This is a genomic window from Flavobacterium gilvum (assembly GCF_001761465.1).
Lineage (GTDB): Bacteria > Bacteroidota > Bacteroidia > Flavobacteriales > Flavobacteriaceae > Flavobacterium > Flavobacterium gilvum.
Genome location: NZ_CP017479.1, coordinates 1,706,506 through 1,733,261, shown reverse-complemented (window position 1 = coordinate 1,733,261; position 26,756 = coordinate 1,706,506). Strand labels below are relative to the sequence as shown.

The 26,756-nt window shown below is 35.2% G+C and carries 22 protein-coding genes; 11 read left to right on the top strand and 11 right to left on the bottom strand.

Features of this window, described 5'->3' with window-relative positions; all coding sequences use genetic code 11:
- The first annotated feature begins 264 nt into the window (after positions 1-264).
- The gene (locus EM308_RS07265) at positions 265-1,416 is read left to right on the top strand and encodes a GNAT family N-acetyltransferase (protein ID WP_035636856.1); all 1,152 of its coding nucleotides are present in this window, start codon (positions 265-267) and stop codon (positions 1,414-1,416) included.
- A gap of 106 nt (positions 1,417-1,522) precedes the next feature.
- On the opposite strand, the gene EM308_RS07260 is transcribed toward EM308_RS07265, so the two are convergent.
- Positions 1,523-3,430 (bottom strand): ABC-F family ATP-binding cassette domain-containing protein, encoded by a 1,908-nt coding sequence (locus EM308_RS07260; RefSeq protein ID WP_035636853.1) that lies wholly within the window; start codon positions 3,428-3,430, stop codon positions 1,523-1,525.
- A 74-nt stretch (positions 3,431-3,504) separates the two neighbouring features.
- Between EM308_RS07260 and EM308_RS07255 the strand changes: the two genes are divergently transcribed.
- Entirely contained in the window at positions 3,505-3,888 is a 384-nt protein-coding gene (locus tag EM308_RS07255; RefSeq protein ID WP_035636851.1) for a DUF983 domain-containing protein, read from the top strand.
- On the opposite strand, the gene EM308_RS07250 is transcribed toward EM308_RS07255, so the two are convergent.
- The 7 genes from EM308_RS07250 to topA all read right to left on the bottom strand — a co-directional run bounded on the left by EM308_RS07250 (position 3,885) and on the right by topA (position 13,781).
- Positions 3,885-4,946, bottom strand: coding sequence for an NAD(P)/FAD-dependent oxidoreductase (locus EM308_RS07250; protein WP_035636848.1), 1,062 nt, complete (start codon positions 4,944-4,946; stop codon positions 3,885-3,887). The genes EM308_RS07255 and EM308_RS07250 overlap by 4 nt on opposite strands.
- Positions 4,947-5,022: 76 nt before the next feature.
- On the bottom strand, positions 5,023-6,012 hold the full coding sequence (gene porN / locus EM308_RS07245) for a type IX secretion system ring subunit PorN/GldN (RefSeq protein WP_035636846.1): 990 nt from the start codon (positions 6,010-6,012) through the stop codon (positions 5,023-5,025).
- Between the two features lie 49 nt (positions 6,013-6,061).
- Positions 6,062-7,621 carry a type IX secretion system motor protein PorM/GldM gene (gene porM, locus EM308_RS07240; protein WP_035636843.1) on the bottom strand — a complete coding sequence of 520 codons (1,560 nt, stop codon included), beginning with the start codon at positions 7,619-7,621 and terminating at the stop codon, positions 6,062-6,064.
- A 46-nt stretch (positions 7,622-7,667) separates the two neighbouring features.
- On the bottom strand, positions 7,668-8,297 hold the full coding sequence (gene porL, locus EM308_RS07235; protein ID WP_035636839.1) for a type IX secretion system motor protein PorL/GldL: 630 nt from the start codon (positions 8,295-8,297) through the stop codon (positions 7,668-7,670).
- Positions 8,298-8,354: 57 nt separating this feature from the next.
- Entirely contained in the window at positions 8,355-9,758 is a 1,404-nt protein-coding gene (gene porK, locus EM308_RS07230) for a T9SS ring complex lipoprotein PorK/GldK (protein ID WP_035636837.1), read from the bottom strand.
- A 268-nt stretch (positions 9,759-10,026) separates the two neighbouring features.
- Positions 10,027-11,178, bottom strand: a complete 1,152-nt coding sequence (locus tag EM308_RS07225) for a formimidoylglutamase (protein ID WP_035636835.1) — start codon at positions 11,176-11,178, stop codon at positions 10,027-10,029.
- Positions 11,179-11,261: 83 nt separating this feature from the next.
- On the bottom strand, positions 11,262-13,781 hold the full coding sequence (gene topA, locus EM308_RS07220) for a type I DNA topoisomerase (protein ID WP_035636833.1): 2,520 nt from the start codon (positions 13,779-13,781) through the stop codon (positions 11,262-11,264).
- A gap of 336 nt (positions 13,782-14,117) precedes the next feature.
- Here topA and EM308_RS07215 point away from each other — a divergent pair, with 336 nt between their 5' ends.
- From EM308_RS07215 to groL, 9 genes are all read left to right on the top strand, one after another.
- The gene (locus tag EM308_RS07215) at positions 14,118-15,698 is read left to right on the top strand and encodes a glycerol-3-phosphate dehydrogenase/oxidase (RefSeq protein WP_035636831.1); all 1,581 of its coding nucleotides are present in this window, start codon (positions 14,118-14,120) and stop codon (positions 15,696-15,698) included.
- Positions 15,699-15,975: 277 nt separating this feature from the next.
- Entirely contained in the window at positions 15,976-17,424 is a 1,449-nt protein-coding gene (gene miaB / locus EM308_RS07210) for a tRNA (N6-isopentenyl adenosine(37)-C2)-methylthiotransferase MiaB (protein WP_035636830.1), read from the top strand.
- 97 nt (positions 17,425-17,521) lie between these two features.
- Entirely contained in the window at positions 17,522-17,662 is a 141-nt protein-coding gene (locus EM308_RS18025; RefSeq protein ID WP_156101343.1) for a hypothetical protein, read from the top strand.
- Between the two features lie 86 nt (positions 17,663-17,748).
- On the top strand, positions 17,749-19,008 hold the full coding sequence (locus tag EM308_RS07205; RefSeq protein WP_035636827.1) for a sigma-54 interaction domain-containing protein: 1,260 nt from the start codon (positions 17,749-17,751) through the stop codon (positions 19,006-19,008).
- A 168-nt stretch (positions 19,009-19,176) separates the two neighbouring features.
- Positions 19,177-19,680: an LPS assembly lipoprotein LptE gene (gene lptE / locus EM308_RS07200; protein ID WP_035636824.1), complete on the top strand. Its 504-nt coding sequence runs from the start codon at positions 19,177-19,179 to the stop codon at positions 19,678-19,680.
- A gap of 104 nt (positions 19,681-19,784) precedes the next feature.
- Positions 19,785-20,744, top strand: coding sequence for a tetratricopeptide repeat protein (locus EM308_RS07195; RefSeq protein ID WP_035636821.1), 960 nt, complete (start codon positions 19,785-19,787; stop codon positions 20,742-20,744).
- An 11-nt stretch (positions 20,745-20,755) separates the two neighbouring features.
- Positions 20,756-21,091 (top strand): preprotein translocase subunit SecG, encoded by a 336-nt coding sequence (gene secG / locus EM308_RS07190; RefSeq protein ID WP_051877763.1) that lies wholly within the window; start codon positions 20,756-20,758, stop codon positions 21,089-21,091.
- A 141-nt stretch (positions 21,092-21,232) separates the two neighbouring features.
- Complete coding sequence (locus EM308_RS07185; RefSeq protein WP_035636815.1) at positions 21,233-21,508, top strand: co-chaperone GroES; 276 nt, start codon at positions 21,233-21,235, stop codon at positions 21,506-21,508.
- Positions 21,509-21,614: 106 nt separating this feature from the next.
- On the top strand, positions 21,615-23,246 hold the full coding sequence (gene groL, locus EM308_RS07180) for a chaperonin GroEL (protein WP_035636813.1): 1,632 nt from the start codon (positions 21,615-21,617) through the stop codon (positions 23,244-23,246).
- Between the two features lie 141 nt (positions 23,247-23,387).
- On the opposite strand, the gene EM308_RS07175 is transcribed toward groL, so the two are convergent.
- The 3 genes from EM308_RS07175 to EM308_RS07165 form a co-directional block, all read right to left on the bottom strand.
- Positions 23,388-24,086 (bottom strand): DedA family protein, encoded by a 699-nt coding sequence (locus EM308_RS07175; protein WP_035636811.1) that lies wholly within the window; start codon positions 24,084-24,086, stop codon positions 23,388-23,390.
- 187 nt (positions 24,087-24,273) lie between these two features.
- The gene (locus EM308_RS07170) at positions 24,274-24,645 is read right to left on the bottom strand and encodes a heavy-metal-associated domain-containing protein (protein ID WP_231560007.1); all 372 of its coding nucleotides are present in this window, start codon (positions 24,643-24,645) and stop codon (positions 24,274-24,276) included.
- A 70-nt stretch (positions 24,646-24,715) separates the two neighbouring features.
- Positions 24,716-26,731, bottom strand: coding sequence for a TonB-dependent receptor plug domain-containing protein (locus EM308_RS07165; protein WP_394332832.1), 2,016 nt, complete (start codon positions 26,729-26,731; stop codon positions 24,716-24,718).
- Positions 26,732-26,756: the final 25 nt, after the last annotated feature.

The following is a 26,756-nucleotide window of genomic DNA, read 5'->3' as shown; positions in this document are numbered from 1 at the left end:
GGACGCTCGCGCTAGCGGGTATTGTATTCTTTTTTTGGATGATTACAAAAAAGCAAATTATTGGTCTTTAGCCCCGATAGAAGTGGAAATCCTCCTGCGCTGGGGTTCAGCGCAAGAGATTGTAGCGGATAGCGGGACGATGTTTCCTGAAAACACCAAATGTTTCTGCTCCAAAAAACTTAGAATCTTAGCTTCTTAGCCTCTTAGAAACTTAACCACAATTCCACATAAATTGGTTAAATTTGGAAAATATTATTATCCAATTTGAAAACAACTCTTTCATACCAAATTTACGAAACCAAAGCTCAACTTCCAGAAAACTGGGATGATTTAGGTTGCCAAAATATTTTTTTGTCCAAAGACTATTTTGAAATTTTAGAAAAATCAGCGCCAAGCAATATGATTTGTCATTATATCGGAATTTTTAAAGAACAAAATTTAGTTGGCATTGCTATCTCACAATTTTTGGATTTAAACAAATTGGAATCATTTGGAGACAGAGATCGATGCGTTAAAGCATCTGTTCGGAAATTTATTCTGAAAAATTTTGCTTCACACGTTCTGCTCATAGGCAATAACATGCTCACGGGACAAAATTCGTTTGTTTTTTCGGATTCCATATCGATGGATGAGGGAGTTAAAACCTTAAAAAAAGCAACCAATGATTTGAAATTAAAGTTTAAATCGATGGGTAAAAAAGTGCACATCACTACGTTTAAAGATTACAGTCATGAAGACATTGAAAATTTCAGTCAGGAAATCTTTAAAAAAAACTATAAATATAGCATTCAGCCCAATATGACTTTTTCCATCCGTGACGAATGGAAAACAGAACAGGACTATATTAATTCCCTAACCAAAAAATACCGCGACCAATACAAAAGAGCACGAAAAAAAGCTGAAGGAATTGAGAAAAGAAAATTACACTTGGAAGACATTATCAGGCATGAGGAAGTGATTTTTGACTTATACCATCACGTTGCCCAAAATGCTCCTTTCAACACTTTTTTCCTAAAGAAAAACCATTTTAGAGTTTTCAAGGAAACTTTAAAAGACAAATTCTTATTCTATGGTTATTTTTTGGATGGAAATTTGATAGGTTTCAATACGCTGATTAAAAACGGTAACACCATAGATACCTATTTTTTGGGTTATGACGATACAGTACAAAGGGAGAAAATGCTGTATTTAAACATGCTTTACGACATGATTGCCTATTCGATTAACAAAGGCTATAAAGAAATTATTTTTGCAAGAACGGCTTTGGAAATCAAAAGCTCTGTTGGAGCAAAACCTCTTGAAATGTACGGTTTTATGGAACACAGTAATTCCGGAATAAACAAACATGTTCCCAAGATATTTCCAAAACTCGAACCTGATATTGTATGGCAGGAACGAAATCCTTTTAAGGAGTAGGTAGATTTTTGATTGGAGATTTTAGATTTCTGATTTTAGAATAAAGAAAAAAGAGAATAGAATATCGATTTTCCATCTATTCTCTATTCTCTTTATTCTATTTTCTCTACAACGCATCTATTTCTTCCTGAACAACTTCCCAGTCGAATAATAGTTTATCCAATTCCTCTTTCTTTTTGTTGTAAGCGACAAAAAACGAAGCATCTTCAATATGTTTATCATAATTGGAAGCTAGCATTTTGTCGTCATGCTGAATATCTTTTTCCAATTGCTTAATCTGACTTTCTATTTTACTCAATCGGTTTTGTAGCGCCTTAGCTTTTTTCTGATCTTCATAAGATGCTTTATTACTTTCTTTGGTAGCAGCAGGCTTAGCAACATCTTTTTTCTCTACTTCACGCATGTTTTCCAAATTGCGCTGTTCTAAGAAATAATTAATATCTCCTAAATATTCCTTGATATGTTGGTCTTTGAATTCGTAAACAATATTGGACATCCCTTGAAGAAAATCCCTATCGTGCGAAACCAACAATAAAGTTCCGCCAAATTTTTGCAGAGCCGCCTTCAAAACATTTTTGGATTTAATATCCAAGTGGTTTGTAGGCTCATCCATCACTAATACATTTATGGGCTGCAGTAACAATTTACATAATGCAAGGCGATTTCTTTCACCTCCAGAAAGCACTTTTACTTTTTTCTCAACATCATCTCCACGAAACAGGAATGAACCCAACATATCACGCACTTTCATGCGGTTTGAATCCATCGCAGCATCCTCCATCGTCTGCAACAAGGTGATTTCTCCATCTAGATATTCTGCCTGGTTTTGGGCAAAATAACCCAACTGAACATTATGACCTAATTTAATTGAACCTTGGAATTCAAACTCATTGACAATAGCTTTCATAAAGGTCGATTTCCCTTGACCGTTTTGACCAACAAAAGCAATTTTACTACCACGCTCTACCAATAAATTGATGTCTTTAAGAATGGTCTTCTCACCGTAACTTTTACCAACATTTTCAGCTTCAATCACGACTCTTCCTGGTTCTTTTGAAACAGGAAAAGAAATATTCATCACTGAGTTATCATCTTCATCTACTTCAATGCGCTCAACTTTATCCAATTTTTTGATTAAAGATTGCGCCATAGATGATTTGGTAGCACTATATCGGAACCTGTCGATCAATTTTTGTGTTTCTTCTATTTTTTTGGCTTGGTTTTTTTGAGTTGCCAATTGTTTTTCGCGAAGCTCCTCACGCAACTCCAAATATTGGGAATATGGCTTATTAAAATCATACGCTTTTCCAAGAGATATTTCGATAGTCCTATTGGTTACATTATCCAAAAACATCTTATCGTGCGAAACAATAACAACAACGCCAGGGTAATTTCTTAAAAAGTTTTCCAACCAAATGATACTTTCGATGTCCAAGTGATTCGTAGGCTCATCGAGCAATAATACATCATTGGACTGCAATAATAATTTAGCCAACTCAATACGCATTCTCCAACCTCCCGAAAAAGTTTCGGTTTGGTTGTCAAAAACTTCTCGTTTGAAACCAAGACCCAAAAGAATTTTTTCGGTATCGCCAACGTAATTATAGCCTCCCAATAATTCAAAACGATGCGTGTAATCAGAAAGATCTTCGATAATCTGGCTGTATTCTTCGCTTTCGTAATCGGTTCTTGTTACCAATTGATGATTGATGTCGGCTAACTTTTTCTCTACAATTTTGATTTCTGTAAAGGCTTCATATGCTTCTTCAAGAACGGTTCTTCCTTTTTCAAAATCAATATCCTGACGAAGAAAACCCAACTTAATTTCCTTTTCCTGAGAAATCACCCCAGAATCAGGAGCAAAATCTTTTGCCAAAATTTTAAGCATAGTCGATTTCCCGGCACCGTTCTTCCCGACAAGCCCCACTCGGTCACCCGCACCCAATCGAAAAGTTACTTCTTCAAACAAATAAGATCCCCCAAACGAAACCGATAAATTATGTATATTAAGCATGTATTATTATTTTATTCCTTTATGAATTAGTAAATTTGTCTGTCTAAAAAAAAAGAAAAATTAAATTTTTGCAAATGTTAAAAAAAGGATCCAAACTATATAGCATTTTAACAGGAACTTGTCCAAAATGCATGAACGAAAGCATGTATGTTGACAAAAATCCTTTTCATTTAGGATCAATGCTTAAAATGAACGAACGCTGCAGTCATTGTGGCTTAAAATACCAAATTGAACCTTCCTTTTTTTACGGAGCAATGTATGTCAGTTATGGCGTAAACGTCGCAATAGGAATCGGGGCATTTATCGTGTCCTATCTTATGCTGAAAACCAGCATAAAAGTCTCTTTCATTTCTATCATTGCCTCATTAATTGTCCTGTATCCTTTAGTTTTAAGATGGTCAAGAAACATTTATATCAATATGTTCATTTCTTATGACCCTACTACAAAAAAGAATTAAGCCTTTTTTGTACGTTTATTAGCAAATCTTTTTATATCAATCTCTTTATCCAATGGGATATTATTTTCGATTGCATCAAACAAAGCTTTAGCCATTGCGGGTCCAAGCATTACGCCACGCGTTCCCAATCCATTCAAAACATGTACTTTGCCATGTTCTGGATGAGTTCCTACTAATGGCCTTCTATCTTTGACTGTCGGTCTTACACCAGCATCATGTTTGATGATTTCAAAATCACAGTTTATTATTTCCTTGATTTTTTCGATTAGCTCTTCTTTTCCTTCTTCAGTGGGCAAATCGGTTTTATCATTCCAATTGTAAGTAGCCCCAACTTTAAATAGATCATTTTTCAAAGGCAAAATAAAAACACTTGTATTAATGATAACATCCAATTTCAAAAGTGGCGCTTTGATAATAAACAATTCCCCTTTTGTCCCGTCCAAAGGCAAATCATTAAAAAAAGGATTAGCGTGCATACCAAAACCTTCGGCAAATACAATATGCCTAGCTTCAATGTCTTTATAAGACAATAATCCATCCTCTTTAATAATTAAACTTTCATAATCAAAAGTTTCGCTTCGCAAAAGCTTATGCGACATCAAATAATTATGATACTCCGTAAGAAATAAAGCCGTATCAACATAACCGGTCTGCAATACTTCGCCATAACCAAATGGAGAATCAATTCCTTCGAAAGTTTTAAATATCAACGAAGTCGACAAAAAAGGGGCTAAATTAGGTTTATCCGAAGCGGCAAACCAATTATTTTGCTCTTCAACCGAAAAGAATTTCCTCAATATCGGTATCTTAAAATTTACCTTAGATTTAATTTTATTGCTAAGATTAGAGTAAAATTCACCCATTAACTCCAATTGATTCTGAGCCTGCCAAACTTCACTGAAACGCTTTAAAATAACTGGATTATACAACCCTCCGGCAATTTTAGACGAATTTTGGGAGTCATCATTAAAAACGATAACACTTTTATTATTCATCAAGGCAATTTCACTAAAAGAAATACCGGCCAAACCGGAGCCTACAATTATATAATCTACCATAAATAACGTAATGAATATAAAAAACAAAAACTCTTACTTTGATAAAGTAAGAGTTTTTGTTGAAAATTATTAGCAATTAGTAATTCCACATATCGTGTTCAAAATCGCGTATTTTGTCTTTTATCCTATCTGATTCCAACAACTGATTTAATGCATTTTCATTAATATATTCAGTTATCAAACGGTCACCGTATACATTTTCTTCTTTATAGATAACTCCGCTAAATTGGCGTGAATCAAGAATTCTATCAAAAGAAATTGGCATAGCTGAATTTTTCTCATTGAAAGCTAGGTACCCATGCAAATAGTTTCGAACAGATGGATAAAATATCCAAAATAAATCAATATAATCAGGATTTTCAGAACCTACTTCTCTCGCTTCTGGAGCAATTGGACAAATTCCTAATAAACGATATTTTAATTCACTTTGACGTTTATCAAAATACCAATACCCTTTTAATTTATACCCTGTAATATCTTGAGCAGTAAGTTCTCTTCTATCAATAAACTGAGGATCTAAAACTTTAGCAACTGGAACAGTAGCAGGACCAACCACTTTTACTTTTTTACCTTTAACAGTTTTATAAGTAACCGACGGTTTTGCTTTTGGAAAATACAAGTCTCTATTAGCATTTACTTCCTCTCTACCGGCATTGGTTGTATCGATATAAGTAAATGAACTACTCATATCTTTAAATGTTTTTTTGGTATTAAAATAATCATCAGTATACACCTCTTTTATACTGTCTGATTTGATACCTTTAATTAAAACATCAAACAATGATCTTCTGTCTTTTCCAATGTTCATTGAATCAATTGGGAAATAAAGAGGAAAATTAAACCGCTCATTCAAATCGACAATCTCCCAAACTGTTTTCCCCATCAAAATATCCCTGTCATCTACATAACCGTAGGCCAAAGGTTTATCATTATCAAGAGACACTTGAGATTTCGTCTTTTTCCCAATTTGATCTGGAGTCTTAGCATTCAACAAATTAGACTGCGCAAATGAAGAAAAGCTTCCCGCAACAAATGCTATAACCGCAATTAAATTTTTAGTCTTCATCTTTATTAATTATTAAGTTATTTAAGTAGGGCAAATGGCAACTTAAACATTATTGTATTTCGAAAATTACAGGAGCTGTTCTTGAAAGCATAATATCAGAACCAACTAATTTAGTTTTAATATCAGAAATAGTAATCTGATCACCTCTTGTAGCTCTAGCCATAGCAGTTTTACATTGTGCATTAACTCTGTCTCCTGATACAATCACAGCAGCCTGACCTGTAACTTTGAATGTAAATCCAACAACAATTAGATTAACATTAAAATCAAAATCAGGAAGTTTTGCAGATACTTGAGAAACTTCTAAACGAGACTTAGCTCCTTTAACAATTCCCATATCTCCTGCAATTGCACCAACTGGAGCAGGAATTCCTTTAATTCTAAATGCTTTTTTATCAGACACTTTAGAACCATCAGGTAAAGTCCCTGTAACATTAATTACAACTTCAGAACCCTGTCCTGGATTCATATTATATGTCCCCGCTTTACCAGCTGAGCTCAAACCTGGAGCAGATGCTGATACTTTATCTGGAGAAATACCTGCAAATGAAATTGTCATTGGGTTGATAACACCTCTATAAACAACGTTCATTTTGTCTGCAGAAATAGTCGCTGAATTTGGTTTTGGAACCACTACATAATTCCCTTCTACAGGAATAGGAACTGGTTTACCGTCTTCCATAAAAGTAAAGGTACCTTTAATGTCATGTTCACCTACATTTCCAGCACCGAAACTAAAATCAACCTGTCCATCATGCAAAGAAGAACTTAAATTGATATTACTTCCATTTACAACAACTTTAGTCGGAACTGTAGATTTATCATAACGCCCTAAAACAATTCTACCTTTTACTGCTTCACCTGCAAAGAAAGCAGATTTTTCAGGAATAACAATAGCTTTATAATTTTTCATAGAGGCCGCTGCAACAGCTGTTGAACCAGTTAATCTACTCAAAATTTGATTCTCAATTGTATTGATGTCGTTTTGAATTGTAGTCAATTTTGCAACTGAAGCAATAAGAGGGAAATGCTTGAAATTATAATCTAAATTATTTTTTTTAATTCCTTCTTTATCCACTACATCACCAGTATTGAATTTCGTATTGAACTCAGTAGCAATATCTTTAAATTTAGGATCACTTCCAATTGCGGATTTAATTGCAGCTTTGTAATTTTCAACAGCTACAACTACTTCTTTTCCTTTTGCAGATAAACCATCACCACTAAACCAAGACTCATCTAATTTTGATGAATTATCCATAGTTTCATAAGGCAGTTTACCATTTTCTTCTCTTTTTACATCTTTTGTTAAATCTACTTTTAAAGATTCCACATATTTATAAAAAGTAGAAGTTGCTGCATTTACTTTTTTCCCAATTTCACTTGGAACTTTATATTGCTCAGGCTTATCTTGAGCCTTAACATCTAAATCAGCTAAAATAGATTCATTGGTTGTTAAAGCCAAACTATTTGCTGTTTCAAATCTTTCATTGATTAATCCAAAAGCAGATAATACTTCTTTGGACATATTTAAAGCTAACATTGCGATGAAAACCAAGTACATTAGGTTAATCATCTTCTGTCTAGGGGTTAATTTTCCTCCTGCCATCTTCTAATTAGTTTATTATTTAGTAGTTATATAGTTAAAAAACTAATTATCCTTTATTACTCATAGCAGAAAGCATACCTCCGTAAACATTGTTCAAAGAAGCAATGTTTGCAGTCATTGATTGCATTTGCTCTTTCAATTTACTGGCATTCTCAGCAATTTCTTTATTTGCCTCAGCATTTCTAGAAGCACTTTCCAATTGTACTTTATATAAACTGTTCAAAGATTCCATTTGAGCTGCAGCCATAGACAATTCTTCGCTGTATTTTTTTGTTGCAGCCATAGAATCAACTGTAGGAGCTATACTTTTTGAAGCCTCACCAAAATTTCTGATGCTATTCCCAAGGCTGTTCATCAATTCACCATCGATTTTAGCTTCTTTCAACATTGCATCCAGTTTAGAAGACAATAATCCTTGTGGATCTTCAGCTACTGCTTCTTTTCTGTCTGATTTTTCACCTCCGGCTAATTCAGGATAAACTAATGACCAGTCTAATTCTTTTTCAACTGGTTCAAAAGCTGATAGAGCAAAAATGAAGGCTTCTGTACAAAGACCAACTATTAATAATGCACTTGCATAAGGATAATGTTGAATTTTAAATAGAGCCCCGATAATTACTACTGCTGCTCCCATACCATAGGTAAAATTCATTGCTTTTTTGCTCAATACTGCCATCTTTCAAAAGTTTTAAAGTTAATTTAATAGGTTATGTTTATTTAAATGATTAGGTTATTATTTTTTACCGTTCCCGGTTGTTTTGGTTCCCATGTAGTCTTGAACCGTTCTAAATCCAATGTAGCTTCTAGAAGAATCTGCATATTCAAATGCTCGTGTACTTACTTGGAGGAAATAAGCAACATCTTTCCAGGAACCACCTCTCACAACTTTACGCTTGTTTGAGTTATCAATAACAGCAGGATTCATTGTAGATACAAATTCGTAAGCATTTGCATCGTAAGCAGAATCTGTCCACTCGGATACGTTACCTGCCATATTATAAAGATTATATCCATTTGGCTCATAAGATTTAGCCTCTACTGTATATAATGCTTGATCTGCAGCATAATCACCTCTATTAGGTTTGAAGTTTGCCATAAAACAGCCTCTGTCACTTTTAGCATAAGGACCTCCCCATGGAAAAGTAGCTGATTCCAGACCTCCTCTTGCTGCATATTCCCATTCTGCTTCTTGAGGTAATCTGAATGAGTTTACGTTATCAACATGACTTTTCTTAGATTTTAAATAACCGTTTTTATTTAAAGTTCTCCATTCACAAAATGCCTTAGCTTGACTCCATGTCACCCCTACTACAGGATAATCTCCGTAAGCTTTGTGCCAAAAATAATCATTATGCATTGGCTCATTGTAAGAATAAGCAAAATCTTTAATCCAAACTGTAGTATCTGGATAAACCATTACTTCTTCTGTTTTGATGAACTCCTGTCTTTTACCTTTTTTAGCTTTAGCCGCTGCTTGGATATCCATCCAAGTGTAACGGAACTTAAGTTTGTTCACATCGATGGTTCTCAAACCATTATAAGAAGCTTCCAATGGTAAATACATTGAATCCATTACCTCAGCATAGTACTCATCTGGGTATTTTTTAACATCTTTAATTAATTTTACTTTTCTGTTTAATCGTTTATAAGCGTTTGGATCTTTATCCGTACCAATACTGTAATAATTGTCATACATGTATTTATCGTAGGCAGTCATTTTAGCAGGATCAGAATTATTATTGCTAAAAGAATAATCAGCAATACTTCCTGCATTTTTTCCTTTTCCACCGGCTGGAGCGCTTTGTCCACTTTCTTCAGCCAAGATAGCCAACTTGAAACGAATCGTAGAATCCTTTACCCATTCCACAAACTGACGGTATTCGCTATTAGTAATTTCTGTTTCGTCCATATAAAAGGCTCTAACAGTAACAGTCTTTGTTGGGGCATCACCGACGTTGGCAACATCATCATCCGATTTACCCATGATAAAAGAGCCTCCAGGAACCAAAGTCATTCCATATGGCTTTTCAGGATGCCACTTTGCACCTTTAACACCAACCAACTCTCCTTTGTCGCTTGATCTACCACAGCTAATCAACACTGTTAAAATTGCCGTAAATGCAATAATTTTCTTCATAAAAATTGGGGGATTATCAATTCATTATTAATAGTAACGCAAACCTATTTATTTTTTAATTAAAAAACAATTCTTTACAATCACTTAATATTTCGTCAAATGTATGTTAAAATTTTTAAAAAAAAAATATTTTATCGCCAAAGTGCTAGAAAAGTACGATAAAAAACATCGTTTTGAAATTTTTGTAAGTATAAAGTAAAATTTTGAAGTATTTGTATAAAATTAACAGTTTTACTAAGTATTCGCTAATCGTTTTAGGATTAAATCCTTATATAACATTTTTCCTTTGGGCTTTCCACCATCTCTCCGGCATTTCCTGATTACAGGCAGCAAGATATTCCTCATAAGAACATGGTAACAACGTATTTTTCTTCAGTTTATTGCTCGTATTTGAAATAAATGGTATTTCTATCCACCAGCGATCTGTTTTATCACTTTTATAAAACACCAAATCTTCCTCTTCAAGCGGTACATTATATTTCAAATAACTTTCTCTGCTACCAAAAGGATACTCATTTGACCTGTAATGAAAGCCTTCTATAAAGTACCAGATTATTTGCGCAATAATTACAGATTCAGGAATCGAATTATTGTGATTAAAAACCCCAAAAGAAGATACTTTATCACTTATTCCTGCATATCTTGACAAAGAACATATTTCTTTTCCATTAAACCCATTTGGATTAAAAACAGTAAAGTTACCGGAATCTGAGGACTTCACTGAATTCAAATCTATACTCACCACATCTGCATCTCTAAAAACAGGCTCCGAAATGGATATATTATTTGAAACCTCTCCCAAACGATACGCATCAAAAAACAACTTATCTATAAGGTCAATCTCTTCCTGTGAATTATAATAAGTTTGGTAACCAATATTACAAAAATTAAACAGATTATTAGGTTCATCAATAATAATTTTAGTCAAAAAAGAATCTGCGCTTATTATCTCATTTTCTTTACCAAAATCAAACTTACTATCAATGGAAACTAGATTAACCATTTGTTCCAAATCATCGTAAGCTCTATACATTGCATAGGTCAAATCCTGAGAACCTCCGATAATTACAGGTATAATTTTTCTTTTTATCAGACTTGAAGCAATTTTTTTTAATGCAAAAAAAGTATCCTCTTTTGAATTCCCTGAAAGAATATCTCCAAAATCTGCAATCGAAAAATTCCAATTACCCGGAAACATTCCGTATAATTCTTTTCGAATCGATTTTAAGTCAACCTCAGAATCAGCATTTTTAGCACCTCTATTTTCAAGAACACCAATAATAGCAATGTCAACTTTATCCAAATCAGGCATAGCCTCATTAGTATGCATTACTATTTTGCTTCCCAAATGCTGTGGGGACAATCCCAAAACATAGTCCAGAAATTCTTTATCTAATGGCTTTAAAAAATCAAACTCCATTTATTTATTACTTGTTTTACGTCTTCCTATATTTATTTTCCGAAATAACCAGAAAGAAATTGGGATTCATTGAAATTAATTCTTTATTTCTTTTTGGCAACTGTTTTTTTAGCAACAGGTTTTTTTGCTGTTGTTGACTTTTTCGCGGCAACTTTTTTAGCAGGTGTTTTCTTGGCAATCATATCCTGAACCTCTGCCAATGTCAATTTAGTCGCATCAACATCTTTACTTAATTCAATTTTGATTTTCCCTTTTGTTATTACTGAACGTCCCCAACGGGCTTTTTCAACCAAAATTCCTTCTTCTTCCCAATTATGGAGTACTTTATCAATGTTTTTCTGCAATTTATCTTCAATCAGTTCTTCAATGTCTGCTTTGGACAAATTATCAAAATTATATTTCTTGCTTACATTTATAAAAATTCCGTTCCACTTGATAAAAGGGCCAAAACGACCAGTTCCTTTTTGAACGCTTTCTCCTTTATAAATAGCTATAGGAGCATCGGCGGCGGCTTTTTCATCGATTAATTCTTGAGCTCTTGCCATAGTAACATCCAACGGATCTTCTCCTCTTGGCAAAGAAACAAAAACACTTCCGTGGCGTACATACGGACCAAAACGACCATTACTCACTTCGACTTCTTCCCCTTTGTACAAACCTAAATTTTTAGGAAGCAAAAATAAATTCAATGCTTCTTCCAAGGTAATATTACCAATATTTTGTTCTTGTCTTAGACTCGCAAATTTTTTATCATCATCTTCAGAATCACCTATTTGAGCCATTGGTCCAAATTTACCCAAACGAACAGAAACCGGCTTTCCAGACGCAGGATCAATTCCTAATATTCTCTCTCCGCTTTCTCTATCAGCATTGGCTTCTACATCTTTCACAGTTGGGTGAAATTTATTGTAGAACTCTTGCATCATTTTGGTCCATTCGATATTTCCTTCGGCTATTTCATCAAAATCATGTTCAACTTTTGCTGTGAAATTATAGTCCAAAATATTCCCAAAGTTCTTCACCAAGAAATCGGTAACAATGGCACCAATGTCTGTAGGAACTAATTTCCCTTTATCCGAACCTGTGTTTTCCTTCAGCAACTTCTCGCCTACTTTACCAGATTGCAAAGTCAACTGCGTATAATTACGTTCAACACCTTCCAGATTTCCTTTCTCAACATAATTTCTGTTGATGATGGTAGAAATTGTTGGTGCATAAGTAGATGGACGACCAATTCCCAATTCTTCCAGTTTTTTCACCAAAGATGCTTCGGTATATCTGGCTGCAGCTCTTGAATATCTTTCGGTTGCGGTAATATAATTGTTTTGTAATTTTTCATTCACTTTCAGAGCAGGCAACAAACCTTCTTGCTCTTCCTCTTCATCATCGTGCCCTTCAAGATACACTTTCAAAAATCCTTCAAAAAGCAATACCTCTCCAGATGCGGTAAATTGTTCCACGTGATTATTCGCATCTATTTTCACATTGGTACGTTCCAATTTGGCATCACTCATTTGCGAAGCCAAGGTCCTTTTCCAAATCAAATCATATAAACGCGCTTGATCTCTGTCAATATTTACATTATGAAGTGACATATCTGTAGGACGAATTGCTTCGTGAGCCTCTTGCGCTCCTTTGCTTTTATTGGCAAAAGTTCGTGGATTTGCATATTCCTTTCCGTACGATTTGATAATTTCGGCCTGTGCCGCATCCATCGCCTCTTTGGACAAGTTCACACTGTCCGTTCTCATATAAGTAATAAGCCCCGCTTCATACAATCGTTGCGCCAATTGCATTGTGATTCCAACGGGTAAATACAATTTTCTAGCTGCTTCCTGTTGCAAAGTCGAAGTTGTAAAAGGAGCTGCCGGTGATTTTTTGGTAGGTTTGGTTTCCAAATCTGCTACCTTATATATAGAACCGATATTTTGTTTTAAAAATTCTTCGGCGTCTTTTTTGGTGTTAAAATTTTTTGGAAGCTTGGCTTTAAAAGTCTTGCCTGCTTCATTTGTAAATTCTGCCACAACAGAATACGTAGCAACTGCAGTGAAGTTTTGAATTTCGCGCTCTCTTTCAACAATTAATCGAACAGAAACCGACTGCACGCGTCCGGCAGACAAACCGCCTTTCACTTTTCGCCAAAGTACTGGTGACAATTCATAACCAACCAAACGATCCAAAACTCTTCGGGCTTGTTGTGCATTAACTAAATTATAATCAATCTCACGTGGTTTTTCAATAGCTTTAAGAATAGCTGACTTAGTTATTTCATGAAAAACAATACGTTTTGTTTTTTCTTTTTTTAGTTTTAGTTCTTCTGCCAAGTGCCAGGAAATAGCTTCTCCCTCACGATCTTCATCACTTGCTAACCAAACCATTTCGGCATTTTTGGCTAAAGTCTTCAATTTGGCTACTAATGCTTTTTTATCCGAAGAAACTTCATATTTGGGAGTAAATCCATTTTCGACATCAACGCCAATTTCCTTAGAAGGCAAATCGGCTATATGCCCGTAACTTGATTCTACCTGATATTCACTTCCTAGAAATTTCTCGATTGTTTTAGCCTTCGCTGGGGACTCAACTATCACTAAATTCTTTGCCATATTGCTATTGTTTGAATCGCAAAAGTAATTTTTTTTTTTAAATATCAACCTTACATCGATTTTAAAAACCAATTAAATCGGTAGAAGACACTTTTCAACAACTCAACTCACCACAATTTACAGCCCGCTTCAATCTGGGCTTATCATTATTCTAATAATCACTAACAAAAAGACATCCGTCAAAATAAATTCTACAACAAAGTCATTTCCTAACAATAAAATAACGATTCCTTTTTATTAATTGTTGCATAAAATAAAATACAGATTTAAAAAATCCTTTTAATTATTTGGTTAAATTTACTACAGAAGACCTAACCAAACCAACAAATCCATCCAATGAACCGAATCGAACAGCTGGAAAAACTCAAACAAAACCAAATTTGGGACATCATTATTATAGGAGGAGGTGCCAACGGACTCGGTGTTGCTGTTGATGCCGCGAGCAGAGGTTTTAAAACAGTTCTTCTCGAAGCCGTAGATTTTGCCAAGGGTACTTCTAGCCGAAGCACAAAATTGGCTCACGGCGGGGTCCGCTATTTAGAGCAGGGAAATATTTCTTTGGTCATTGAAGCTCTTAGAGAAAGAGGGTTGATGGAGAAAAACGCAGGGCATTTGGTAAAAAACGAATCTTTCGTTATCCCGAATTACAACTGGTGGGGCGGGTATTTTTATACATTTGGTTTAAAATTATACGATTTACTCGCCGGAAAACTAAGTCTTGGGAGTTCCAAATATCTATCCAAAGAAAAAACTTTGGCCTTAATTCCGTCAATTGAACCGAATGGATTGCAAAGCGGCGTTCTGTATCACGACGGGCAATTTGACGATTCCCGTTTGGCCATAAATCTTGCCCAAACTGCTGTCGAAAAAGGAGCCTGTGTACTCAATCATATTAAAGTCACGCAATTATTAAAGAACGACAAAAAACAAATTACTGGAGTTGCAGCCGTAGACCAGATATCCAACGAAGAATATACTTTGCAAGGCAAAACGGTAATAAATGCGACGGGGGTTTTTACCAATGCCATTATGAAAATGAACGATAGTGTTTATAAAAAATATATAGTTCCCAGTCAAGGCATTCATTTGGTTTTTGACAAATCCTTTTTACCCGGCGAACATGCATTGATGATTCCCAAAACGAGTGACGGAAGGGTTCTTTTTGCAGTTCCATGGCACGACAAAATTGTTGTGGGCACAACGGATACTTTGGTAAAAAAGTCAGATATTGAACCAATTGCCCTTGAAGAAGAAATCGAATTTGTACTGAAAACAGCTCAAAAATACCTGACCAAAGATCCGACACGAGCCGATGTGCTTTCGGTTTTTGCGGGACTAAGGCCTTTGGCCGCTCCAGAGAAAAAAGGCCAAGCCACAAAAGAAGTTTCCAGAAGCCACAAAATAATCGTTTCCAAAACAGGCTTAATCACCGTCACCGGCGGAAAATGGACAACCTATCGACAAATTGCCGAAGAAATAGTCAACAAGGCAATTGAAACACACCAACTAAGTCCTTATAAATGTATAACGCAACATTTGCCTATTCACGGAAACAAGAAAAATAGTGAAGCTGATTTTCAAAATCACCTTTTCGTTTACGGGACTGACAGTAGTGCAATTTTGAAATTACAGGAAAACGATCCCTCCCTAAAAGAAAAATTACACCCCGACTATAATTATACTTTGGCTGAAGTCGTTTGGGCCATCCGGGAAGAAATGGCTATTACTGTTGAAGATGTTTTGGCGAGACGCGTTCGGCTGCTATTCCTGGATGCGCGAGCCGCAATTTCCTGCGCCGATAAAGTGGCACGTATAATGGCAAAAGAATTAGGTCATGATGAAATTTGGATTCAGAATCAATTAGTGGATTTTAAAGCTGTCGCTAATGGATTTTTATTAAAAGAGTTCAGAATTTAGATTTATGATTAACAATTGTTGATTTTAGATATAAAAAAAATGATTTAAGTCTTTGCGAGGAACGAAACAACCTCAATATCAATGGCGGCAAACTAGTTGCGGATATAGCAAATAAGATTGCTTCGTTCCTCGCAAAGACTAAACCAACAACATTATAAATCAACAATCCTTAATCAAAAATCTAAAATCTACAATCCTTTATTTTTTGTTAATTCTTAGGCTGACATCTTGTCATAATCACAGATTTTAACTTATATTTGCGGTTTGAAAAAGCCTTATGGAAAAGATAATTGAAGAAAGCAAACAAGGAGACAGCCTTGTTCTGGAATACAAACCGGAAAATGTTAAAAAACTGTATATAGAAAGCTATGGTTGTGCGATGAATTTTTCGGACAGCGAGATTGTGGCTTCGATATTGTCTGAAAACGGATTCAATACCACACAAGTGATGGAGGAAGCCGATTTGGTTTTGGTGAATACCTGTTCAATTCGTGACAAAGCTGAACAAACAATTCGTAAACGACTAGAAAAATACAACGCTGTAAAACGCGCAAAGAATCCTAAAATGAAAGTTGGGGTTTTGGGCTGTATGGCAGAACGTTTGAAAAGTCAATTCCTCGAAGAAGAAAAAATTGTCGACCTTGTCGTTGGCCCTGATGCCTACAAAGATTTACCTAATTTATTGGCCGAAGTAGAAGAAGGTCGAGACGCCATCAATGTGATTTTGTCGAAAGAGGAAACCTATGGTGATATTTCGCCCGTTCGATTGATGAGCAACGGAATTACGGCTTTTGTTTCTATCACAAGAGGTTGCGATAATATGTGTACGTTTTGCGTGGTGCCTTTTACCCGTGGCCGTGAGCGCAGTCGTGAACCACAAAGTATCATAAACGAAATTCAGGATTTGTCGGACCGAGGATATAAAGAAGTTACTCTTTTAGGACAAAACGTTGACAGCTATCTATGGTATGGCGGCGGATTGAAAAAGGATTTTGTCAATGCTACCGAAATGCAAAAAGCGACGGCTGTAAATTTTGATCAATTACTTGAAATGACTGCTGTGGCTTTCCCAAAGATGCGAATTCGTTTTTCGACTTCGAATCCACAGGATATGCACGAAAGCATTTTGCATGTAATTGCAAAACATCCAAATATTTGCAAGCACATCCATCTTCCGGTTCAATCGGGAAGTGATCGAATTTTGAAAGAAATGAATCGTTTGCACACCCGTGAAGAATACAAAGATTTGATTAACAAAGTGTACAGCATCATTCCGGATTGTGCTGTTACTCAAGATATGATTTCGGGTTTCCCTACAGAAACCGAAGAAGACCATCAAGACACTTTGAGTTTGATGGAATATGTAAAATATAGTTTTGGATATATGTTTGCTTATTCCGAGCGTCCGGGAACTTTGGCTGGAAGAAAAATGGAAGATGATGTTCCGGAAGAAACCAAACTTCGCAGGTTACAAGAAATTGTCGATTTGCAACAAAAACATTCTTTGATTCGATCTCAGGAATTCATCGGAAAAACCGTTGAAGTTTTGATTGAAAAAATTTCCAAAAAATCGGCAGAGGAGTTTTCAGGGCGAAATTCTCAAAATGTTACGGTTGTTTTCCCAAAAGAAAATTATAAAATTGGTGATTTTGTGAATGTAAAAATAACTTCCTGCACTTCGGGTACGCTGAAAGGCGAAGCGATTGGATTGAGCGATATGAATTGATTTTTCAACCTCAAATTATATTCGCCACAGATTAAAAAGATTAAAAGGATTTCAAAATCTGTGAAAATCTTTTTAATCTGTGGCAAAAAAAAACTATATGACTAAAAAAAACATACTTATCGCTTTAATCACTTTCATAATTGGATTTGGGACAACATTCTATGTTATTAGAACCTATTTTCCAAAACACAAAGTTGAAAAAACAGCAGTTAAAAAAGATACGCTGACAAAGCCATAACAGCAAAACATCTTTAAGACAAAGAAAAAATCATTAAAGTAAATAGTTTAAACATTTAAACTATTTTAAACTTTAAACCTTCAAAAATGGATACAGTACAATCAATAAAACAACGCTTTGAGATTATTGGAAACGATCCAAAACTCAATCGTGCCATAGAAAAAGCCATTCAGGTTGCCCCAACTGACATTACGGTTTTGGTGGCTGGTGAAAGCGGTGTGGGAAAAGAAAACATCCCAAAGATTATCCATTCCTTATCACACCGAAAACACGGAAAATACATAGCGGTAAACTGCGGAGCAATCCCAGAAGGAACTATTGACAGCGAGCTTTTCGGTCACGAAAAAGGCGCTTTTACCGGAGCCACGAGCACGCGTGAAGGCTATTTTGAGGTAGCCAACGGCGGTACCATTTTCCTTGACGAAGTAGGAGAATTACCTTTGACCACCCAAGTACGTTTGTTGCGTGTTTTGGAAAACGGAGAATTCATAAAAGTAGGTTCTTCACAGGTTCAAAAAACAAATGTCCGAATTGTAGCCGCGACCAATGTCAATTTATTCAAAGCCATAGAAAAAGGAAAATTCCGTGAAGATTTGTATTACCGTTTGAGTACGGTGGATATCCAATTACCTCCGCTTCGCGAAAGAAAAGAGGATATTCATTTATTGTTCCGAAAATTTGTAGCCGATTTTGCTAACAAATACAAAATGCCTCCATTAAAACTGGATGAAGGCGCTATTTTGCTTTTGCAAAAATTTCGCTGGAGCGGTAATATCCGTCAGTTGCGAAATGTGGCCGAACAAATTTCGGTACTGGAAACCAACAGGGATATTACAGCCACAACGTTGCAAACGTATTTACCAAACGAGGACAGCAATTTACCTTCGGTGATAAAAGACAAAAAAAGCGACAGTGATTTTAATACCGAAAGGGAAATCCTGTACAAAGTTCTTTTTGATATGAAAAGCGACTTGCATGATCTAAAAAAACTGACTTTGGAATTAATGCAAAATGGCAGTTCAAATGTTCAGGAAACCAACAAATCGCTTATCAAAAAAATATACGGTTCTAAGGAAGAAGACAGTGAAATAGATTTTGAAGAAGAGCCAAGAACTTCCTACCTTCCAAACCAGACAATAGAAGACGATTACGAAGAACAGGACAACAGCAATTATCTTTTGGCCGAAACTATTGAAGAGGAAGAAGTATTGAGACTTGAACAGAAAGAAATCGAGATGATTAAAAAGTCATTGGAAAAAAACAAAGGAAAACGAAAAGCTGCAGCCGATGAACTCGGAATTTCGGAACGTACTTTGTATCGAAAAATAAAGCAATTTGATTTATAAAAAATAAAATTCCAAATTTCAAAATTCCAAATTTTTTAAAAAACGAAAAACTCAAAAAATAAAATTCCAAATTCCAAAATTGAAAATTCATATATTTGAAAAGTGATTCTGAATCAGTCCTGAATTGGAATTTGGAATTTAAAAAATTGGAATTTGGCCAAACATCTTATGAAAAAATCACATTATATTTTAATACTAATCAGTTCATTCGTCCTAAACAGCTGTTCTGTATATAACTTTACGGGGACTGGTAAAATTGATGCCAAAACCTATCAGGTGAATTGGTTCCCAAACAATTCTGAATTGATTGAACCCGGAATTGACAAGATATTCACCCTTACATTGCAAGACTTGATTCAGAATCAAACTAATTTGCGTTTGGTAAAAAATAGCGGAGATTTAACCTATGAAGGAGAAATAATAGATTATCACATTAGTCCGATGACAGCAACAGCCGATCAACAGGCGGCACAAAACCGTTTAAAAATACGAGTTAATGTCAGATTCTCCAATAAAAATAAAGAAGCTGATGATTTTGAAAAGGTATTTGAATTTTATTATGATTACCCTGCATCACAGCAATTAGTCGGGTCAACCAAAGACGCGGCAATCAAAGAAATTTTCGAAAGAATTACACAAGATATCTTTAATGATTCACTTGCAAAATGGTAATTATGAAGTTATCCGTTTTTGGTTATCCGTTCTCTGAAAACCGAAAACCGAAAACTGACAACAGATAACCGAAAACTGATAACAGATAACCGATAACAGAAAAAATGAACGTTAGTAGCTATAATTATTTATTAAACCAACCCGAAGAAATCAACGACATTCAAACGGTGGCTCTGGAAAAAGTATTGGATGAATTTCCGTATTTTCAAAGTGCAAGAGCATTGCGTTTAAAAGGGCTTTACAACCAAAATAGCTACAAATATAATTTTGCTTTAAAAACAACCGCTGCACACACTACAGACCGTAGCGTATTATTTGACTTTATCACCTCAGACTCTTTTGTTGCCATTCAGAAAAAGACATACGAGAAAAAAATAGAAGAACTCCTTAATATTATAGTAATTGACAGCGAGATTGTAAAAAAGGAAGAAACAGCACCAATTGCAACAACCGCTTTAGAACAATCCATTCTGACATCTATAAAAGAAGCAAGCTCCAATACGGACTCACTTCATCCCATTACGTTTGAGAAATTAGATATTAATAAAAATGTAGAACAGTCGATTCTGGATTCTATTAAGGAAGCTTCTCCTGCTGAATCTGAAACACAGACAACAGAGGCCGAAAAAAAATTAGAAATTGGAAAACCATTGGATTTCTCCAAATCAGAAACACATTCGTTCCACCAATGGCTACAACTTTCGAGGATAGAACCCATAATACGAGAAAACAACCAACAAAACAACAGTATGCTACAAGAACCTGAACCTATCGTTGACGAAAGCAAAATAAAAAAAGCCGCATTAATTGATAAGTTCATCGAAACTAGTCCAAAGATTCCACCTATTAAGCCTGGAACTGTGTTTTCACCCAATATTGATCTCAACAAAGAAGATAATTCCTATCTAATGACCGAGACTTTGGCCAAAGTGTATTTGGAACAAAAAAAATATCAAAAAGCCATTCAAGCTTATGAAATATTAATTTTGAAATATCCAGAAAAAAGTAGTTTATTTGCAGACCGAATAAAAGATATTAAAATAGTACAACAAAATAACAATTAATAATATAGATTATGTTTTCAATTTTTTTAGTTTTAATTACAATAGTATGTTTTCTATTGATAGTAGTAATAATGGTTCAAAACCCTAAAGGTGGAGGTCTTTCATCTACAATAAGTGGTTCTCAGATGTTAGGTGGTGTGCAAAAAACTACTGATTTCTTAGACAAAAGTACCTGGACATTAGCAACTATATTAATTGCCTTGATTTTACTTTCTGGCTTGAGTTTTACAGGAACTTTGAGCGATTCTGAATCAAAAATCATCGAAAAATCTGAAACTGCAGCTCCAGCTACTGCTCCAGCGCAAAATGCTCCTGCAACGCCTGCGACTCCTGCACCAGCAAAATAATACATTCTCATAAAATAATATTTTAAACGCCAGCCTGTCAAAGCTGGCGTTTTTATAAGAAAAAATGTCAGTTTGTCTACTATGGCACAATTTCTGAAATAATACACCAATAAAATAAAATTAACATAAACATAAAAAATCATGGCTTTAAACATTAAACCACTTTCAGATCGAGTTCTTATCGAACCAGTTGCTGCTGAAACGAAAACGGCGTCAGGGATTTTTATTCCAGATACTGCAAAAGAAAAACCACAAAAAGGAACTGTAGTTGCAGTAGGAAACGGCACTAAAGACCATAACATGACTGTCAAAATTGGTGACTCTGTCCTTTATGGAAAATATGCCGGAACTGAATTAAAACTTGAAGGCAAAGATTATCTGATAATGCGTGAGGACGATATTCTTGCAATAATCTAAAAAAAGAATTAAGTACAAAGAATTAAGTATTAAGAATAAAGTTTTGTTGTTCTCGTTGAACAACTTTAAACATTTAAACCTTAAACAATTTTAAACAAAATAGAAAATGGCAAAAGATATAAAATTTGATATTGAAGCTCGTGACGGTTTAAAACGCGGAGTTGATGCATTGGCAAATGCTGTAAAAGTAACTTTAGGTCCAAAAGGACGTAATGTAATTATTGGAAAATCATTTGGTGGACCAAATGTAACTAAAGATGGTGTTACTGTAGCCAAAGAAATCGAATTAAAAGATCCTTTGGAAAACATGGGAGCTCAAATGGTAAAAGAAGTAGCTTCTAAAACCAATGATTTGGCTGGAGACGGAACTACAACTGCTACAGTATTGGCTCAAGCCATTGTAAAAGAAGGTTTGAAAAACGTTGCTGCCGGAGCAAACCCAATGGATTTAAAACGCGGTATCGACAAAGCTGTAGAATCTATCGTTGCCGATCTTGCCAAACAAGCTAAAGTAGTAGGAAGTGATTCTGAAAAAATCAAACAAATTGCTTCTATTTCTGCCAATAATGACGAAGTGATTGGTGAGTTAATTGCCAACGCTTTCGCAAAAGTTGGAAAAGAAGGAGTTATCACCGTTGAAGAAGCCAAAGGAACTGACACTTACGTAGATGTTGTTGAAGGAATGCAATTTGACAGAGGATATCTTTCTCCATACTTTGTGACCAATCCAGAGAAAATGGAAGCCGAATTGGAAAGTCCGTACATCCTTTTGTATGACAAAAAAGTTTCTTCATTAAAAGAATTATTACCTGTTCTTGAGCCGGTAGCACAATCAGGAAAACCATTATTGATTATTGCCGAAGATGTTGATGGTGAAGCTTTATCAACTTTGGTAGTAAACAAATTACGTGGTGCCTTGAAAATCGCTGCTGTAAAAGCTCCTGGTTTTGGAGACAGAAGAAAAGCAATGTTGGAAGATATCGCTATTTTGACTGGCGGAACTGTAATTTCTGAAGAAAGAGGATACACTCTTGAAAATACTACATTAGAAATGTTGGGTTCAGCAAAAAGAGTATCTATCGACAAAGACAACACTACAATCGTAAATGGTGCTGGAGATGCAGACATGATTAAAAATCGTGTAAACCAAATCAAAGGTCAAATGGAAACTACGACTTCTGATTATGACAAAGAAAAATTGCAAGAGCGTTTGGCTAAATTAGCCGGAGGTGTTGCTGTTCTTTATGTTGGTGCTGCTTCTGAAGTAGAAATGAAAGAGAAAAAAGACCGTGTTGACGATGCACTTCATGCAACTCGTGCCGCTGTAGAAGAAGGAATTGTTGCTGGAGGTGGAGTAGCTTTATTAAGAGCCAAAAACGTATTGAGCACTATCGTATCTGACAACGCAGATGAGAAAACAGGAATCCAAATTATATCTCGCGCCGTAGAAGCTCCTTTGAGAACTATTGTTGAGAACGCAGGTCTTGAAGGCTCTGTTGTTGTTGCCAAAGTAACTGAAGGTGCTGGTGATTTTGGATACAATGCCAAAACAGATGAATATGTTGATATGCTAAAAGCAGGTATCATCGATCCTAAAAAAGTAACCCGTATCGCATTAGAAAATGCCGCTTCGGTTGCTGGAATGATCTTAACTACAGAATGTGCTTTAATCGACATTAAAGAAGAATCAGCTGGAGCAGGCCACCCAATGGGTGGAGGTATGCCTGGAATGATGTAATAAATCACATTTTTGAATAAATTAAAATCCGACTTGAATTCGTTCTTGTCGGATTTTTTTATGACATACATTAATTTCAGAAGAAAATATATGTCACAAAAAAAACGCCTTGTCCAATAGAATAAGGCGGTTTTTTATTTCTTAACCGTTTTGATCGTGATGATCATGATGAATCACTTTTTTCTTAATTAATTTTAAGAAAACAGGCAACGTAGAAACCAATATAATTCCGATGACAATTTTCTCAATATGTTCTTTTAGGTCAATTCCCATTTCCAAAAACATACCGTATAAATAATGCCCTGAGAAAATCAAAACGAATGACCATAAAATCGAACTCACTATATTATAAAACATAAATCGTTGTCTGTTCATAGAACCAATACCCGCGACTATTGGAGCAAAAGTTCTCACGATAGGCAAAAATCTCGCATAAATAATGGCTTTACCTCCGTGTTTTTCAAAAAATTCTTTGGATTGCAGTAAATATTTTTTCTTAAACAAAAGTGTATCTTCTCTGTTGTACAAATAATATCCGCTTTTGGCACCAAACCAATAACCGACCATATTCCCAAAAACACCTGAAAGCGCGACTAATGAGGAAAGCAATACCAGATTTATAAAATCACTTTCTATATAAACAATATTCTGAATTAAATCACGGCTGTAAATTCCGGCTAAGAAAAGCAGGCTATCACCAGGAAGAAAAAAACCGGCAAAAAGTCCAGTTTCGGCAAAAACGATGAATAACACTATATACAAACCCAGTTGAATGCCACCAATTGTAAATGTTATATAAAATTCAGGATTTACTAATTGGGTCCATTCAAAATTATTCATAAATTTCTGTGTTAAATTTTGCTGTGAAAATAAGGATAATTTAGGTGACCTACAATTTATTATTTCATTTTAAAGTTTTATTAACGAATAAAAAAACAAAAAAACACCAAAACCACAACAGTCTTGATGCTTTTATAATTATTTAAGAATGAAACCAAGCAGAATCACACTTTCGAGTTGCACAATTTTATTTTATCCTTTCGTATTGACAACAAGAATGAAGATTATCATAATCCTGCTGAGTCGATTTTACAGAATCGGTATCATGCCCCACTTTGGCAATTGCTTTTTTTACATCCATCAAAGAACATTTTTCTTCGTTGATTATCAAACTCAACTGATGAGTCCCTACATCCCAAGAAGCTGATTTTACCCCGCCTACAGAATAAGCTGCTTTTTGAATTCGCTTTTGGCATTGTTCACAATTACCGTTTACTTCAGTAGTATATTTGGCATTTTTATTTTTCTTTTCTTGGCCTTGAGCCGAAAACACAAATACAGTTAGTAGTATAACCAAAAACACATTCTTTATCATATTGTTATTATTATTTGTTTTCATTTTTATTTAATATTAAATTTATTTTTATTGAAATTCATTTTGACATTGTCATTCCTACTGACATTATCTGTTATTTTATCTTAAACCTTAATCCTGCATAATACATTTGCCCAAAAACTGGCGCATATAAAATAGTTGCATCAAAATAAGGGCCAAAAGGATTCTGCGAATCTACAATGGCAGGATTTTGAGTGTAATTACCAATATTCTCCCCTCCTACATACACTTCAAAAGTTGGCGAAAAAACTTTGGTAACCTGAGCATTCATCAAAGAATAAGCTGGAGAATGTTCTGCTAGCCTAAATTCTGCAGGGTTTGAGGCCGTGTAAGGCAATTGCTGTTCACCAATCCAGTTGTAAGTGAAATCAAATTTCCATTGCTGTCCTTTATCGGTTCTGTGCGTTTCATAACCCAAATTTCCGAAGAAACGATGTTGTGCCTGCAATGGTCTCTGAAACTTTCCAGACAAATAATCGGTTTTGATATCATAATATTTGTAAGCCGAGCGCAATTCCAGGTGTTTTGCCAACTCATAATTGAATTCCAATTGAAAGCTATTAGCATAGGAAACCCCATTCAAATTATGAAAAATCACCTGCTGCGGACTTTGCATGATATCGACCACTACTTGATTTTGAAAATTGGTTCTGTAAAAATCGGCGGTAACATCACCATTTCTACCAAACAATTTGAAACCCTGCATAAAACTCAAGCCATAATTCCAGGCAATTTCCGGATCCAAACCATACAATTTACCTCCTTCATTCATGATTTCAAAAGTTCTTGAACTCGCAAACAAGGTTTGATTTTCGGCAAAAATATTATTGGGACGCTTTCCTCTTCCGGCAGAAACTCTCAAAACTCCTTTTTCCCACGGATTGTATTTCAGATGTACTCTCGGAGTTGCAAAAACGCCCAAACGATTTCCATAATCAAGCCTTCCACCAAGTATGAAACTGAAATTATCCTGATTATCATAAGTATATTCAAAAAACGCTCCAACAGTATTGTCTATCCTGCTGTAATCTGTCGTGTTGAGAAACTCATTGTAACTGTCATAGGTAAAATTCAAACCTGTGGCGAATTTGTTTTTTTCATTATTGATAATCGAATTAAAAATCAAGTTCGAATAAAAACTATTCTGTTGGATATTGTAACCATTCAACCCAAAATACGAATCCTGATTATAGCTTGAAAAGGCATTTTGGAAACCAAAACTCTGAAAAGGCATATCTTTAAAAACGTAGCCGATTTTTGTAGAAACATCAATCTTCCTGGTATCAATTTCAGAACCCCATGAATTAGTCGTTCCCTTGTCTTTATCAGGATCAAAATCAGTTTGCCCCATCTGCTTTGTATCATTCATATACTGCAGATTTATGAAGCTAATCCAGCCCGTTTCGGCATTATAATATTGGTAACGATTAAGCAAATTGAATTGATTTTGCAAAGGATTGTCCAAAAAACCATCATGATTATTGTCCATTTTGGAATTTCGCATATTACCATGGACCAATATTCCGGTAGCCCATTTATCAGAAAGTTTTTGATTAACATTGGCATTCAGCTCAAAACGGGAATCTGTAGAACCGTAAAGATTTAATAAAAAAGGAACTTCAGACATGGGTTTTATCAATTCGGTATTGATTTGCCCCGATATACTTTCGAAGCCATTGACAACACTCCCAGCCCCTTTTGAAATCTGAATACTCTCTACCCAAGGTCCCGGCGTAAAAGAAAGTCCGTAAACCTGCGAAGCCCCACGAACAGAAGGAACATTTTCCTGTGTCATCATTAGGTAAGGACTCGTAAGTCCCAGCATTTTAATTTGCTTGGTTCCGGTCAACGCATCCGAAAAATTGACATCGATGGAAGGGTTGGTTTCAAAACTTTCTGCGAGATTACAACAGGCGGCTTTGAGCAATTCTTTTTTGGTTACCAAAGTTGTATTACCGGTAACTGTATATGTTTTTTGTAAGCTCTTGCGTTTGGATTGTACTTTTATTTCCTTCAAAGTATCTTGCGAATAGGAATTAAAAGCAGCAAACAAGAGAAACAAAACGATTGTGATTTTTGTTTTCATGATTTTTATTATAATGATTTAAAATGTC